Origin of the sequence: Pseudomonas sp. 43(2021), from assembly GCF_017490805.1 — a bacterium.
In the GTDB taxonomy this organism is placed as follows: Bacteria; Pseudomonadota; Gammaproteobacteria; order Pseudomonadales; family Pseudomonadaceae; genus Aquipseudomonas.
Window position 1 is genome coordinate 1 of sequence record NZ_JAFGYJ010000001.1, and the last position, 13,457, is coordinate 13,457.

The 13,457-nt window shown below is 64.4% G+C and carries 15 protein-coding genes; 8 read left to right on the forward strand and 7 right to left on the reverse strand.

Annotated features, from left to right (window positions below):
- Positions 1–24: 24 nt before the first annotated feature.
- Positions 25–1,515 (reverse strand): pitrilysin family protein, encoded by a 1,491-nt coding sequence (locus J5M71_RS00005; protein WP_207828227.1) that lies wholly within the window; start codon positions 1,513–1,515, stop codon positions 25–27.
- Positions 1,508–2,863: a pitrilysin family protein gene (locus J5M71_RS00010; RefSeq protein WP_207828229.1), complete on the reverse strand. Its 1,356-nt coding sequence runs from the start codon at positions 2,861–2,863 to the stop codon at positions 1,508–1,510. Before J5M71_RS00010 ends, J5M71_RS00005 begins: the two co-directional genes overlap by 8 nt.
- Before the next feature lie 231 nt (positions 2,864–3,094).
- Between J5M71_RS00010 and ftsY the strand changes: the two genes are divergently transcribed.
- From ftsY to rpoH, 4 genes are all read left to right on the forward strand, one after another.
- Positions 3,095–4,621 (forward strand): signal recognition particle-docking protein FtsY, encoded by a 1,527-nt coding sequence (gene ftsY / locus J5M71_RS00015; RefSeq protein WP_207828231.1) that lies wholly within the window; start codon positions 3,095–3,097, stop codon positions 4,619–4,621.
- A gap of 2 nt (positions 4,622–4,623) precedes the next feature.
- The gene (gene ftsE / locus J5M71_RS00020) at positions 4,624–5,295 is read left to right on the forward strand and encodes a cell division ATP-binding protein FtsE (RefSeq protein WP_013974630.1); all 672 of its coding nucleotides are present in this window, start codon (positions 4,624–4,626) and stop codon (positions 5,293–5,295) included.
- The gene (gene ftsX / locus J5M71_RS00025) at positions 5,292–6,314 is read left to right on the forward strand and encodes a permease-like cell division protein FtsX (RefSeq protein ID WP_207828240.1); all 1,023 of its coding nucleotides are present in this window, start codon (positions 5,292–5,294) and stop codon (positions 6,312–6,314) included. Before ftsE ends, ftsX begins: the two co-directional genes overlap by 4 nt.
- A gap of 111 nt (positions 6,315–6,425) precedes the next feature.
- The gene (gene rpoH / locus J5M71_RS00030; RefSeq protein WP_015272155.1) at positions 6,426–7,280 is read left to right on the forward strand and encodes an RNA polymerase sigma factor RpoH; all 855 of its coding nucleotides are present in this window, start codon (positions 6,426–6,428) and stop codon (positions 7,278–7,280) included.
- Positions 7,281–7,450: 170 nt separating this feature from the next.
- Here rpoH and mtgA read toward each other — a convergent pair whose 3' ends face one another.
- A complete protein-coding gene (gene mtgA, locus J5M71_RS00035; RefSeq protein ID WP_207828242.1) occupies positions 7,451–8,161 on the reverse strand; it encodes a monofunctional biosynthetic peptidoglycan transglycosylase in 711 nt (236 codons plus the stop codon).
- A gap of 64 nt (positions 8,162–8,225) precedes the next feature.
- Here mtgA and J5M71_RS00040 point away from each other — a divergent pair, with 64 nt between their 5' ends.
- From J5M71_RS00040 to trmB, 4 genes are all read left to right on the forward strand, one after another.
- A complete protein-coding gene (locus tag J5M71_RS00040; protein ID WP_144175501.1) occupies positions 8,226–8,597 on the forward strand; it encodes a DUF423 domain-containing protein in 372 nt (123 codons plus the stop codon).
- 103 nt (positions 8,598–8,700) lie between these two features.
- Complete coding sequence (gene thiS / locus J5M71_RS00045) at positions 8,701–8,901, forward strand: sulfur carrier protein ThiS (protein ID WP_003257817.1); 201 nt, start codon at positions 8,701–8,703, stop codon at positions 8,899–8,901.
- A 53-nt stretch (positions 8,902–8,954) separates the two neighbouring features.
- On the forward strand, positions 8,955–9,749 hold the full coding sequence (locus J5M71_RS00050; RefSeq protein WP_013974625.1) for a thiazole synthase: 795 nt from the start codon (positions 8,955–8,957) through the stop codon (positions 9,747–9,749).
- A gap of 9 nt (positions 9,750–9,758) precedes the next feature.
- Positions 9,759–10,481: a tRNA (guanosine(46)-N7)-methyltransferase TrmB gene (gene trmB, locus J5M71_RS00055; RefSeq protein ID WP_013974624.1), complete on the forward strand. Its 723-nt coding sequence runs from the start codon at positions 9,759–9,761 to the stop codon at positions 10,479–10,481.
- 428 nt (positions 10,482–10,909) lie between these two features.
- On the opposite strand, the gene J5M71_RS00060 is transcribed toward trmB, so the two are convergent.
- The 4 genes from J5M71_RS00060 to J5M71_RS00075 are packed head-to-tail and all read right to left on the reverse strand — an operon-like array spanning position 10,910 to position 13,445.
- Entirely contained in the window at positions 10,910–11,236 is a 327-nt protein-coding gene (locus J5M71_RS00060; RefSeq protein WP_003257821.1) for a DUF3392 domain-containing protein, read from the reverse strand.
- 9 nt (positions 11,237–11,245) lie between these two features.
- On the reverse strand, positions 11,246–12,421 hold the full coding sequence (gene hemW / locus J5M71_RS00065) for a radical SAM family heme chaperone HemW (RefSeq protein WP_207828244.1): 1,176 nt from the start codon (positions 12,419–12,421) through the stop codon (positions 11,246–11,248).
- Complete coding sequence (rdgB, locus tag J5M71_RS00070; protein WP_207828246.1) at positions 12,418–13,014, reverse strand: RdgB/HAM1 family non-canonical purine NTP pyrophosphatase; 597 nt, start codon at positions 13,012–13,014, stop codon at positions 12,418–12,420. The genes hemW and rdgB overlap by 4 nt, the downstream gene beginning before the upstream one ends.
- The gene (locus J5M71_RS00075) at positions 13,011–13,445 is read right to left on the reverse strand and encodes a DUF4426 domain-containing protein (RefSeq protein WP_013974622.1); all 435 of its coding nucleotides are present in this window, start codon (positions 13,443–13,445) and stop codon (positions 13,011–13,013) included. Before J5M71_RS00075 ends, rdgB begins: the two co-directional genes overlap by 4 nt.
- Positions 13,446–13,457 lie beyond the last annotated feature (12 nt).

Here is a 13,457-nt window from a genome sequence, read left to right on the forward strand (position 1 = left end):
GGGCGGGAGGGGTGGATCTTGGCATTAGTGCTCCGGTACCCCGAGCGGCTGCTCGGAGGGCTTGTCAGTGGGTGCTGGCAGCGGTTTTTGCGGCACTTTCGGGCCAGCGGTGACGATCACCAGTTTATCGGCTGACAGGTGTTTGTTCATGGCCGTTCTTACCTGTTCGACGGTGAGGGCCTGGGACTGCTGCATGAAGTCCTCCAGCCAGGTCAGCGGCAGGTTGTAGAAGCCAATGGCACCCAGTTGGCCGACGATACTGGCGTTGCTGGCATTGGACAGCGGGAAGCTGCCAGCCAGTTCGCGCTTGGCATCGTCCAGCTCCTGCTGGGTGGGGCCGGCCTTGAGGTAGTCGGCGAGAATATCCTGCACCAGCTTGAGCGTGCCCTCGCTGAGTTCGGCACGGGTCTGCAGGTTGATCATGAACGGGCCGCGCACCTGCATCGGGCTGAACACCGAGTACACGCCGTAGGTCAGGCCGCGCTTTTCACGCACCTCGCTCATCAGCCGGGTGCCGAACGCACCGCCGCCGAGAATCTGGTTGCCCAATGACAGGGCCGGCCAGTCCGGGTCCTGGCGGTCGATGCCGAGTTCGGCCAGCATCAGGTGAGTCTGCTTGGACGGGAAGTCGATGTGGGTCAGGCCTGCCTTGGCTTCGCCGGGTTGGGCCGGTGCGGCCAGCGCGGGGCCCTTGGGCAGGCCAGCTGATACCTGGGCGGCGATGGCTTCTGCCTCGGCGCGGCTGAGATCGCCGACCAGGGCGATGACCGCGTTGCCGCTGGTGTAGGCCTTGGCGTGGAAGGCGCGAAGCTGTGCCAGGGTGATGCCGCTGATGCTTTCGGCGGTGCCGTCGCTCGGGTGGGCGTAGGGGTGGTCGCCGTAGAGCTTGGCGAACAGGGCCTTGCCAGCGACCTTGCCGGGGTTCTGCTTTTCATACTCGAAGCCGGCCAGCATCTGGTTCTTGATGCGCTTGAGGGCGTCTTCGGGGAAGGTCGGCTTGCCGGCCACCTCGGTGAACAGCTTGAGCGCCGGTTCGCGCTTGTCCCTGGCGCTGAGGCTGCGCAGCGAAGCCACGGCCATATCGCGGTAGGAACCGTTGCCAAAGTCGGCGCCCAGGCCCTCGAAGCCTTCGGCGATGGCAGTCACGTCCTTGCCGGCCACGCCCTCGTTGAGCATGGCGTTGGTCAGGGCGGCAAGGCCTGGGGTGCCGCCATCCTGGCTGCTGCCGGCGGCGAAGGTGACGCGCAGGTCGAACATCGGCAGTTCGCGGGCTTCGACGAACAGCACCCGGGCGCCTTCGGCGGTGTTCCAGTGCTGGATGTTCAATTGGCGCCGGCTGGGCGCCTTGCCATCCAGCTCGGCCAGCGACTGCAAGGTGTTGGCCGGACGAGCCGCGTTGCTGTCGGCCTTGGCGGCGTTGTCGGCCATGACCGGAGCGGCCAGCACCGCTGCCAGCGCCAGTGCGCGGATGCCCGTGGCCAGCAGGGTTGGGCGTGGTGCGCGGCGATCACTCATGAGCGGACTCCTCGGGCAGTACATGGGCAACGCTCAGGCGTTCGCGGGTGAAGTAGGTGCGCGCGGCGTTCTGGATGTCCTGCGGGGTAACGCGCCTGAGTTCGTCCAGCTCGCTGTCGATCAGCTTCCAGGACAGGCCGACGGTTTCCAGTTGCCCGATGGTGGTGGCCTGGCTGCTGATGGAGTCGCGGTCGTAGACCAGGCCGGCAATGACCTGGGCGCGTACGCGCTCCAGCTCTTCGGCGCTGGGTGGGGTGGTCTTGAGCTCATCCAGCAGCTGCCAGACGCCTTTCTCGACATCGGTGAGGGTTTTCTGCTTCTGCACGTTCGGGGTGGCCGAGATCAGGAACAGGCTGTCGCCACGGGTGAAGGCGTTGTAGCTGGACGAAGCGCCGGCCACCAGCTCCTGGCCACGCTCCAGGCGTGCCGGCATGCGGGCACTGTAGCCGCCGTCGAGCAGCGCCGAGATCAGGCGCAGGGCATGCACTGTACGCGGGTCCTTGGCAGTGGGCAGGCCAGGTACGTTGAAACCGTAGATCAGGCTCGGCAACTGGGTGCGCACATGCAGGGTCAGCTGGCGCTGGCCTGGTTTGGCCAGTTCGAGCGGCAACTTGGCCGGCGGCACGGCACGTTTGGGGATACTGCCGAAGTACTTTTGCGCCAGGCCCTTGACCTCATCGGCGGTGACATCGCCGACCACCACCAGGGTGGCGTTATTGGGGGCGTACCAGGCTTCGTACCAGCGGCGCAGTTCCTCGACCTTCATGCGCTCCAGGTCGGCCATCCAGCCGATGGTCGGGGTGTGGTAGCCGCTGGCCGGGTAGGCCATGGCGCGGAACAGCTCGAACGCCTTGGCGTTGGGCTGGTCGTCGGTGCGCAGGCGGCGTTCTTCCTTGATCACCTCGATTTCGCGGCTGAACTCGTCGGCGGGCAGGCGCAGGCTGGCCAGGCGGTCGGCCTCCAGCTCCAGGGCCACCGGCAGGCGGTCGCGGGCCAGTACCTGGTAATAGGCGGTGTAGTCATCACTGGTGAAGGCGTTTTCTTCGGCGCCAATGTCACGCAGGATGCGCGAGGCCTCGCCGGGGCCGACCTTGGCGCTGCCTTTGAACATCATGTGTTCCAGCGCGTGGGACAGGCCGGTCTGGCCCGGGGTTTCGTAGCTGGAGCCAACCTTGTACCAGATCTGCGAGACCACCACCGGGGCGCGATGGTCCTCGCGCACGACCACTTTCAGGCCGTTGTCGAGGATGAATTCGTGGGTGGGTTGCACATCGGCGGCGAAGGCCGTGAGTGGCAGGCAGAGCGTGCCAAGCAACAGGCCAGCGGCGCGGCGGGCTAGAGCATTCATACGGTGTTTAACCTGTTCGACGGCCCGCTGGGTTTAGCGTCGGCGGGCCAGGAGGTGCTAGGATACTGATCCGGTTGCCTGGCGACCATGCCTGTCGCCGTTCTGGCCCGCAGGACACTAAGACAAAACGTTGCGCATGAACCAGCCGGCTTCAAGATAGTCTGTTCTGCGTAGAGAGAATTCCTGATGCGCCATAGCTGGCCCATCGCTACCCTGAGATAGCCGTCTTCCATGTTTGGTTCCAACGACGACAAAAAAGCGCCGGCCGAGGCTGGCGAAAAGAAAGGCCTGTTCAGCTGGTTCCGCAAGAAACCGCAGCAACCTGTGGCAACGGGCGTGCCCGCGAATGAAGCCCCCGCCGTCGAGCAGCCTGCAGCCGCTCCGGTCGAGGGATCTACCGCCGAAGTGGCACAGGCCCCCGAGCCCGTTCAGGCCCCTGCGGCCCCACAGCTGACTGAACCGCAGCAGGTCCCCGCACCAGCCCTGTCCCCGGTAGTCGAGGCCCCCGTTCCCGAACCGGTTGCTTCCCAGCCGTTGCAGGCCCCTGAGCCCGAACCGGTCGCGTCCCGGCCGTTGGTGGCACCTGCACCGCAACCGGTCGCGTCGATGCCCTTGCAGGCAGCCCTGGTCGAACCGGCCCCTGTCGAGGCGGCCCCGGTCGTCGAGCCGGTCGCGCCGGTCAGCAACCTGGTGCTGCCGGTTGCCGAAGAGCCCGTGGCCCTGGTGCCGGACCTGGAGCCGAAAGCGCCGCCCGCCATCCCGGAACGCCCTGCACCAGCGCCTGCTGCCCCTGTGGCTGCGGCCCCGGTCGCCGCGCAGGCCGAACAGGCCAAGCCCGGCTTCTTCGCCCGCCTCAAGCAGGGCCTGTCGAAGACCAGCGCCAGCATCGGCGAGGGCATGGCCAGCCTGTTCCTGGGCAAGAAAGTCATCGATGACGACCTGCTCGACGAAATCGAAACCCGCCTGCTGACCGCCGACGTTGGTGTGGAAGCCACTTCGACCATCGTCCAGAACCTGACCCAGAAGGTTGCACGCAAGCAGCTGGCCGACGCCGATGCCCTGTACAAGTCGCTGCAGGAAGAGCTGGCTGCGCTGCTGCGCCCGGTCGAGCAGCCACTGGTGGTACAGGCGCAGAACAAGCCTTATGTGATCCTGGTGGTCGGTGTGAACGGTGCCGGCAAGACCACCACCATCGGCAAACTGGCCAAGAAACTGCAGCTTGAAGGCAAGAAAGTAATGCTGGCAGCTGGTGACACCTTCCGTGCCGCTGCGGTCGAGCAGTTGCAGGTGTGGGGCGAGCGTAACCAGATCCCGGTGATCGCCCAGCACACCGGTGCCGACTCCGCTTCGGTGATCTTCGATGCCGTACAGGCCGCCAAGGCCCGTGGTGTCGACGTGCTGATCGCCGACACCGCTGGCCGCCTGCACACCAAAGACAACCTGATGGAAGAGCTGAAGAAGGTCCGCCGGGTCATCGGCAAGCTCGACGCCGAGGCGCCGCACGAGGTGCTGCTGGTGCTCGATGCCGGCACCGGCCAGAACGCCATCAGCCAGGCCAAGTACTTCAACCAGAGCGTCGAGCTGACCGGTCTGGCCCTGACCAAGCTGGACGGCACTGCCAAGGGCGGTGTGATCTTCGCCCTGGCCAAGCAGTTCAAGCTGCCGATCCGCTTCATCGGTGTCGGTGAAGGCATCGACGACCTGCGTACCTTCGAAGCCGAGCCGTTCGTCAAGGCTCTGTTCGCCGAGCGAGACTGACCATGATCCGATTCGAACAGGTTGCCAAGCGCTACCCCAATGGTCATGTGGGTTTGCATGAGCTGAGTTTCCGGGCGCGCCGGGGCGAATTCCTGTTCGTCACCGGCCATTCGGGCGCGGGCAAGAGCACCTTGCTGCGCCTGCTGCTGGCCATGGAACGCCCGACCAGCGGCAAGCTGATGCTGGCCGGGCAGGACCTGGGCCAGATCAGCAATTCGCAGATCCCGTTCCTGCGCCGGCAGATCGGCGTGGTGTTCCAGAACCACCAGCTGTTGTTCGATCGCACGGTGTTCAACAACATCGCCTTGCCGCTGCAGATTCTCGGCCTGTCCAAGGCCGAGGTCGCCAAGCGCGTGGACTCGGCGCTGGAGCGTGTGTCGCTGGCCGACAAGGGCGAGCTGTTTCCGGCCGACCTGTCCACCGGGCAGCAGCAGCGGGTGGGTATCGCCCGCGCCATCGTTCACCAGCCAGCCCTGCTGCTGGCCGACGAGCCCACCGGTAACCTCGACCCACGCCTGGCCGCGGAGATCATGGGCGTGTTCGAGGACATCAACCGCCTGGGTACCACGGTATTGATCGCCAGCCACGACCTGGCACTGATTGCGCGCATGCGTCACCGCATGCTGACCTTGCAGCGCGGCCGCTTGATCGGCGATGGGGAGGCCGGGCAATGAGCACTACACGTACGCCGAAGGTTTCCGAGCGGGTTGCGCCGAAACCGGCCGACCCGCAACCGGCGAAGAAAAAGCGCGACGACGATGACGGCCCGGATTTCCGCACGCTGCTGCATGCCTGGCTGGAAAGCCACCGTGCCAGCATGGCCGACAGCCTGCGTCGCCTGGGCAAGCAGCCGATCGGCAGCTTTTTCACCTGCCTGGTGATGGCGGTGGCGCTGAGCATGCCCATGGGCCTGTCGTTGCTGCTGAAGAACGTCGAGCAGCTTGGCGGCTCGTGGCAGCGCGCCGCGCAAATTTCGCTGTACCTCAAGCTCGATGCCGGCAGCCGCGAAGGCGAGGCGCTGCGCGACGAGATCAAGGGCATGCCTGGTGTGGCCGACGCGCAGTATGTCAGCCGCGAGCAGGCGCTGGAGGAGTTCCAGCAGCAGTCCGGCCTGGGCGAAGCCCTGCGTGAACTGCCCGACAACCCGCTGCCTGGCGTGGTGGTGGTGACCCCGACCGAGGTCGACAAACCAGCCCTGGAAGCCTTGCGTCAGCGCTTGTCGGAGCTGCCACGGGTGGAAACGGCGCAGCTCGACCTGGTGTGGGTCGAGCGCCTGGCGGCCATCCTCAAGCTGGGTGACCGCTTCGTCTTCGGCCTGGCCGTGATGCTGATTTCTGCGCTGCTGTTAGTAATCGGTAACACAATTCGTCTACACATTGAAAACCGCCGCACCGAGATCGAAGTGATCAAGCTGGTCGGCGGCACAGACGCCTACGTGCGCCGGCCTTTCCTGTACATGGGCGCGCTGTATGGCCTGGGTGCAGGCGTGATCGCATGGGGCATCCTGGCGTTTGGCCTGAACTGGCTGAACGAGGCGGTGGTAGGGCTTTCCGGGCTGTACGGCAGCGACTTCGCCCTGGGCGGGGTACCGGCGTCCGATGGTCTGTCCCTCTTGATCGGGGCGGTGCTGTTGGGGTATATCGGTGCATGGATCGCAGTGGCCCGCCACCTGAACGAGCTGGCGCCGCGATAGTTTTTACCTGCCAGCATTGACAAATTCTTCACTACGGAACTTGTACCGTCGTTCCAGGTCAATGTTGGCAGCGCCCACAAGGCGCGAGTTTTGTAAGTCGGAGGTTCTTGAATGACCACATCGTTGCAACCTGCCTATGCCCTGGTGCCCGGTGCAAACCTGGAAGCCTACGTGCACACGGTCAACAGCATCCCGCTGCTGACTGTCGAGCAGGAGCGTGATCTGGGCGAGCGTCTCTATTATGAGCAGGATGTCGAGGCCGCTCGTCAAATGGTGATGGCCCACCTGCGTTTCGTCGTACATATCGCCCGTAGCTATGCCGGCTACGGGCTGGCCCAGGCTGACCTGATCCAGGAAGGCAATGTCGGCCTGATGAAAGCCGTCAAGCGCTTCAACCCGGAAATGGGCGTGCGCCTGGTGTCGTTCGCCGTGCACTGGATCAAGGCAGAGATCCACGAGTTCATCCTGCGCAACTGGCGCATCGTCAAGGTGGCTACCACCAAGGCCCAGCGCAAGCTGTTCTTCAACCTGCGCAGCCAGAAGAAGCGTCTGGCCTGGCTGAACAACGACGAAGTGCACCGCGTGGCGGAAAGCCTGGGCGTGGAGCCGCGTGAAGTTCGCGAGATGGAAAGCCGCCTCAGCGGCCAGGACATGGCCTTCGATCCGGCAGCGGAAGCTGACGACGACAGCGCTTTCCAGTCGCCTGCGCATTACCTGGAAGACCACCGTTACGACCCGGCGGTGCAGCTGGAGGATGCCGACTGGAGCGACAACTCCACCAGCAACCTGCACGAAGCGCTGCAAGGTCTGGACGAACGTAGCCGTGACATTCTCTACCAGCGCTGGTTGGCGGAAGAGAAGGCCACGTTGCATGAGCTGGCGGACAAGTACAGCGTTTCGGCTGAGCGGATTCGCCAGCTGGAGAAAAATGCGATGAACAAGGTCAAGGCGCTGATCGCGGTCTGATCGAGCCCTGCCTGCAAAGAAAAGCCGCTGGCCCGGATAGGGCGAGCGGCTTTTTTATTGGTGTTGGCTTTGCCGGCCTCTTCGCGGGCGCGCCCGCTCCCACAGGGCCCCTGCTAATTCAATGAGTCATGTGCAGTTCTATGAGGGCGGGCGTGCCCGCGAAGAGGCCCTCAAAGCTTGCGTGAAGTGTCGAGCTGCATCAGGTAGCTGGGCCCACCCAATTGGCTCATCTGCCGGCGGATCCAGCCGGCCCGGCTGGCCACATAGGCACTCGGCCGACTGGCACTCCACTTGATCGGGCTCGGCAGCACCGCTGCCAGCTGCGCCGCCTGCTGTCGGCTGAGTCGACTGGCATCGACGCCAAAGTGATAGCGCGCTGCAGCCTGGGCGCCAAACACACCTTTGCCCCATTCGGCACTGTTCAGGTAGACCTCGAGAATCCGCTCCTTCGACCAGAACAGCTCGATCAATGCGGTGAACCAGGCTTCCAGCCCTTTGCGGAACCAGCTGCGCCCGGACCACAGGAACAGGTTCTTGGCCACCTGTTGGGTCAGGGTGCTGGCCCCGCGAATGCTGCCGCCGCGCTCGTTGTAGGCCAGTGCCGCCTGGATGGCCGGGATGTCGAAGCCCCAGTGGTTGGCGAACTTCTGGTCCTCGCCAGCGATGACCGCGACCTTGAGATCGTCGGAGATGTTCTCCCACGGCTCCCAGTCGCGCTGCAGGTCGATCGGCTCGCCATTCACCCAGGACTCCACCTTGCGCTCGACCATGAGCGCGGTACCGGGTGGTGGCACCCAGCGGAACACCAGCACCAGCACGATGCTGCCGGCAGCGAACCAGAGCAGGGCGCGGGAGAGGCGGCGGAGAAGGGTTGGCAGCATGACGATGGCTTGGCCGTACGGGTTGAAGGGGCCATTATACAGACCCGATCCAAGGAGTCGTCCCATGCTTCGCAGCTTCCTGATGCTTGCCGCCTTTTTCGGCTTCACCGGTGTCGCCCTGGGGGCTTTCGCCGCCCACGGCCTGAAAAGCCGACTGACGGCCGACTACCTGGCAATCTTCCAGACCGGTGTGTCCTACCAGTTGGTGCATGCCCTGGCGATCTTCGCCGTCGCCGTGCTCTCGGTGCACCTGCCGGGGCGCCTGGTCGGCTGGGCTGGCGGCCTGTTTGCCCTGGGGATAGTACTGTTCTCCGGTAGCCTGTACCTGCTGACCCTGAGTGGCTTGGGCAAGCTTGGCATCATCACCCCGATTGGTGGCCTGTGCTTCCTCGCCGGCTGGTTGTGCCTGGGCCTTGCAGCCTGGCGGCTCGGTTGACCATGTGGTCCACAATCGCGACTAATGGCGTGCACCGCCCTTGGGTTGCAGGGCGGTTCAGCGCTAGAATGCGGGCCCCCAAAGAACAATGGTGGCCGTGCGCATGCGCATTCAACTGAACGGTGAACCTTACGAATTGCCCGCTGGCGAAAGCGTCGCGGCCCTGCTGGCCCGCCTGGAACTGACCGGGCGCCGCGTCGCGGTGGAGCTGAACCTGGATATCGTGCCGCGTAGCCAGCACGACAGTACGCTGTTGAACGACGGTGACCAGGTCGAAGTGGTCCACGCCATCGGTGGCGGCTGATTCCGGCCGGCGATTCACCTGCAAGCCCAGCAACCTATTCCCGAGGAACAACCATGAGCAACGTTCGTAGCGACAAGCCCTTCACCCTGGCCGGGCGTACTTTCCAGTCGCGCCTGCTGGTCGGTACCGGCAAGTACCGTGACATGGAAGAAACCCGCCTGGCCATCGAGGCTTCGGGTGCCGAGATCGTCACCGTTGCCGTGCGCCGCACCAACATCGGCCAGAACCCGGGCGAGCCGAACCTGCTCGACGTGTTGCCACCGGACCGCTACACCATCCTGCCGAACACCGCTGGTTGCTACGACGCAGTCGAAGCCGTGCGCACCTGCCGCCTGGCCCGTGAACTGCTGGATGGCCACAACCTGGTCAAGCTGGAAGTGCTGGCCGACCAGAAAACCTTGTTCCCCAATGTGATCGAAACCCTCAAGGCCGCCGAAGTGTTGGTCAAGGACGGTTTCGACGTGATGGTCTACACCAGTGACGATCCGATCATCGCCCGCCAGCTGGCCGAAGCCGGCTGCATCGCGGTCATGCCGCTGGCTGGCCTGATCGGTACCGGCCTGGGTATCTGCAACCCCTACAACCTGCAGATCATCCTGGAAGAGTCCAAGGTGCCGGTGCTGGTCGATGCCGGTGTAGGTACCGCGTCCGACGCTACCATCGCCATGGAAATGGGCTGTGAAGCGGTGCTGATGAACTCGGCCATCGCCCACGCCCAGCAGCCGGTGCTGATGGCCGAGGCCATGAAGCACGCCATCGTCGCCGGTCGCATGGCCTACCTGGCCGGCCGTATGCCGAAGAAACTCTATGCCAGCGCCTCTTCGCCGCTGGATGGTCTGATCAAGTAAGAGCCCCTGATGACTGAATCGCACGATACGCCGATCACCCCCGACGGCGAAGCCCGCCCGCACCGCCGCATCAAGAGTTTCGTGATGCGCGCCGGGCGCATGACCGAAGGCCAGCAACGTGGCCTGGAGCAGGGCGGCCCGCTGTACATCCTGCCGCTGGCCGACAGCCCGGTGGACTACGACCAGGTGTTCGGCCGTTCGGCGCCGCGCACCCTGGAGATCGGCTTCGGCATGGGCCATTCCCTGCTGGAAATGGCGGCTGCCGCGCCTGAGCAGGACTTCATCGGTGTGGAAGTACACCGCCCGGGTGTTGGCGCGCTGCTCAACGGTGTGCTTACCCAAGGCCTGAAGAACCTGCGGGTATATGACTGCGATGCCATCGAAGTGCTGAACCGCTGCGTGGCGGACAACAGCCTCGACCGCCTGATGCTGTTCTTCCCTGACCCATGGCACAAGGCGCGTCACCACAAGCGCCGCATCGTCCAGCTGGAGTTCGCCGAGCTGGTACGGCGCAAGCTCAAGCCCGGTGGTGTGTTCCACATGGCTACCGACTGGGAGCCGTATGCCGAGTACATGCTGGAAGTGATGAGCGCTGCCCCGGGCTATCGCAACCGTGCGGCCGACGGTACCTACGTGCCACGCCCGGAAGAGCGCCCGATCACCAAGTTCGAGCGCCGCGGCGAGCGGCTGGGACATGGGGTTTGGGATTTGAAGTTCGAGAAGGTGGATTGATCGGCTGATACGGCCTTTCGGTGCACTGGTGCCTGCAGGAATGCAGGCGAAAAAAAACCGCCTTGAGAAGGGCGGTTTTTTTATGTGAGCGACAGGACTGAGTATCCTTCGCTCTGAGGTTTCACAGAAAACCCTCACACAGTTTTCGAAGTCATCGAAGTGCCGGTTAGATGCTGGAAGATTGGCCCGCCAATACGGAGGCCAGGGCATATGAAGCGTTTGCTTGATGCGCTGAGCCGCGTTTGGAAGCTGGTCCGGATCTTGACTGTGCTCAAGACCGTTCGGGATTTCATGCGCGATCACTTCGATGATGCCCAGTAAGGGCTAGTCAAGTGGTAGGGCTGCCCTGGTTTTCCGGGGCAGCTTTTAGAACCCATCTCTGTACTCGGATTACGCGCTCCTACAAGGGTTCAGTGCCAGGCCGTGGCTCAGCCCCGGCGATCCGCCACTACCCCGATCAGCACCAATACCACCAGCAAAACCGGCGCCAGCGCGTAGTTGTTGAACTGGCTCAGCCCCTTCACCACCCACGGCGTGGCGTAGATCAGTGCCGCACCGCTGCCGATCATCACCAGCAAGGCCATGAACGGTACGCGCAGGGCGCCCGCCAGGCCGCCCAGGCGCTGTTCCACCCAGCCCTTGATATCGGTGCCGAACAGCACCAGCAGGCAGCCTACCAAGGCCAGTGAAATCTCCGACAGGTTGCTGCGGCTCCAGCGAGAAACCGTCGCGAGCAGATCAAGTACCAGATCCATGGGTCATCCTTAGGTCAAGAAATACTGCAGCAGGTCATTGAGGAACAACTGGCCCCTTGGCGTGGCCACCAGTCGATCCGGTTGGACCTGCAAAAGGCCTTTTTGTTCGGCGGCGCGGCGGGCTTCGGCCAGCTGTGCCAGCGGCAAACCGGTACGCTGGGTGAACAGTTCGGCTTCCACGCCATCGGTCAGGCGCAGTGCGTTCATCAGGAACTCGAACGGCAGTTCGTCGACCGGCAGCCGCTTCTCGCCGGCCTTGAACGGCTTGGCCAGGTTCAGGTAGTCCTTGGGCAGGCGGGTTTTCCAGGTGCGCAGGATGCGCCCGTCGGCGAAGGTCAGCTTGCCGTGGGCACCGGCACCGATGCCGATGAAGTCGCCAAAGCGCCAATAGTTGAGGTTGTGCCGTGCGGCGCGGCCCGCCTGGGCGTAGGCCGAGACTTCGTACTGGCGGAAGCCGTGCTCGGCCATCAGCGCCTGGCCGGCTTCCTGGATATCCCAGAGGATGTCGTCCTCGGGCAGCTCGGGTGGCTGGTTCCAGAACACCGTGTTCGGCTCCACGGTCAGCTGGTACCACGACAGGTGCGTCGGCCCCAGGTCGATGGCCTGGCGCAGGTCGCCCAGCGCGTCGTCCAACGACTGCTCGGGCAGGCCGTGCATCAGGTCCATGTTGAAGTTGTCGAAGCCGGCGGCGCGCGCCATGCCGGCGGCACGGACCGCTTCATCGCCGTTGTGGATGCGCCCGAGCGCCTGCAGTTTGGCTGGCTGGAAGCTCTGCACGCCGATGGACAGGCGGTTGATGCCGGTTTGCCGGTAGGCCTTGAACTTGTCCTGCTCGAACGTACCCGGGTTGGCCTCCAGGGTTATTTCGATGTCCGGCGCAAACGGGATACGTTGCTCCACGCCACGCAGCAGCCGGCCAAGGGCGTCGGCACTGAACAGGCTGGGGGTACCGCCACCGAAGAAGATCGAGCTGATCGGCCGGCCTTGCACGGCGGCCAGTTCCTGGTCGAGGTCGGTCAGCAGGGCGGCGACGTAGGCGTCTTCCGGCAGTTCAGGCCCGGCAGCGTGGGAGTTGAAGTCGCAGTAAGGGCATTTGCGTACGCACCACGGAATGTGGATGTACAGCGCCAGCGGCGGCAGGCTGGTGAAGCCCGCCGCGCCGGGGTTGGACAGCGTTTCGATCATGCCAGGCCCAGACGTTGGCGCAGCAGGGCCATGGCGCGGGCGCGGTGGCTGAGCTGGTTCTTGTCCACAGGAGCCAGGTCGGCGCTGGAGCAGCCGCGCTCCGGAACCCAGAACAGCGGGTCGTAGCCAAAGCCGTGCTCGCCACTGGCCTCGAACATGATGCGCCCGTGCCACAGGCCTTCGCAGAGGATCGGCAGCGGGTCGTCGGCATGGCGCACCAGCGCCAGGACGCAGACGAACTGCGCACCGCGCTCGGCTTCAGGCACGTCTTTCAGCGCTTCGAGCAGCTTGGCGTTGTTCGCCGCATCACCCTTGCCGTCGGCATAGCGCGCCGAGTAGATGCCCGGCGCGCCGCCGAGGAAGTCCACCGCCAGGCCCGAATCGTCGGCCAGGGCCGGCAGGCCGGAAATGCGTGCGGCGTTGCGTGCCTTGAGGATGGCGTTCTCGACGAACGACAGGCCGGTTTCTTCCGGCTCGACCTGGCTGAACTCGCCGATCGAGTGCAGCTGCACGGAGGCGCCGAGCATGGCCTGGAGTTCCTTGAGTTTGCCGGCGTTGTGGCTGGCCAATACGAGTTGCTGGAAATTCATCATTCGCCTGGGAACACTTCCTGGTTGAAGCTGAGGGAGTTGCTGATGCCGCCGGTTTCGATGTTCAGGTCGAAGGTGACGGTTTCTGGCTGGTCGATCTTGAACTGGGCGATGTAGTACACGGCGCCCTGTTCGGTGATCTGCTTGAATGACAGCGGGCTGCTACGCCCGGTCAGGTCCTTGACCGTGCCGCTGACCACCGCCATGGCGGGCTTGTTGGCCTTGAGCACGGCAATGTTGAGCACACCCTGGTTCTTGCTGCGGACCAGGCCGGTGGCCGCGGCCACCTCCGGTGTCAGCATGCTCGAGGTGAACGCACTGTAGTGCACCGTCACGTCGCCAAACACTTCCTTGCGCTCGGGGCGGGCGGCATCGGCAGCCAGTACCGGCAGGGCCAGGCACAGGCTGATCAGGAACAGGGCTAGGCGACGCATGGGGTGACTCCT

What these genes read in the sequence shown, in the direction of transcription:
- J5M71_RS00005 (WP_207828227.1), bottom strand. Translation starts at nt 1,515, where the DNA reads ATGAGTGATCGCCGCGCACCACGCCCAACCCTGCTGGCCACGGGCATC.
- J5M71_RS00010 (WP_207828229.1), bottom strand. Translation starts at nt 2,863, where the DNA reads ATGAATGCTCTAGCCCGCCGCGCCGCTGGCCTGTTGCTTGGCACGCTC.
- ftsY (WP_207828231.1), top strand. Translation starts at nt 3,095, where the DNA reads ATGTTTGGTTCCAACGACGACAAAAAAGCGCCGGCCGAGGCTGGCGAA.
- ftsE (WP_013974630.1), top strand. Translation starts at nt 4,624, where the DNA reads ATGATCCGATTCGAACAGGTTGCCAAGCGCTACCCCAATGGTCATGTG.
- ftsX (WP_207828240.1), top strand. Translation starts at nt 5,292, where the DNA reads ATGAGCACTACACGTACGCCGAAGGTTTCCGAGCGGGTTGCGCCGAAA.
- rpoH (WP_015272155.1), top strand. Translation starts at nt 6,426, where the DNA reads ATGACCACATCGTTGCAACCTGCCTATGCCCTGGTGCCCGGTGCAAAC.
- mtgA (WP_207828242.1), bottom strand. Translation starts at nt 8,161, where the DNA reads ATGCTGCCAACCCTTCTCCGCCGCCTCTCCCGCGCCCTGCTCTGGTTC.
- J5M71_RS00040 (WP_144175501.1), top strand. Translation starts at nt 8,226, where the DNA reads ATGCTTCGCAGCTTCCTGATGCTTGCCGCCTTTTTCGGCTTCACCGGT.
- thiS (WP_003257817.1), top strand. Translation starts at nt 8,701, where the DNA reads ATGCGCATTCAACTGAACGGTGAACCTTACGAATTGCCCGCTGGCGAA.
- J5M71_RS00050 (WP_013974625.1), top strand. Translation starts at nt 8,955, where the DNA reads ATGAGCAACGTTCGTAGCGACAAGCCCTTCACCCTGGCCGGGCGTACT.
- trmB (WP_013974624.1), top strand. Translation starts at nt 9,759, where the DNA reads ATGACTGAATCGCACGATACGCCGATCACCCCCGACGGCGAAGCCCGC.
- J5M71_RS00060 (WP_003257821.1), bottom strand. Translation starts at nt 11,236, where the DNA reads ATGGATCTGGTACTTGATCTGCTCGCGACGGTTTCTCGCTGGAGCCGC.
- hemW (WP_207828244.1), bottom strand. Translation starts at nt 12,421, where the DNA reads ATGATCGAAACGCTGTCCAACCCCGGCGCGGCGGGCTTCACCAGCCTG.
- rdgB (WP_207828246.1), bottom strand. Translation starts at nt 13,014, where the DNA reads ATGATGAATTTCCAGCAACTCGTATTGGCCAGCCACAACGCCGGCAAA.
- J5M71_RS00075 (WP_013974622.1), bottom strand. Translation starts at nt 13,445, where the DNA reads ATGCGTCGCCTAGCCCTGTTCCTGATCAGCCTGTGCCTGGCCCTGCCG.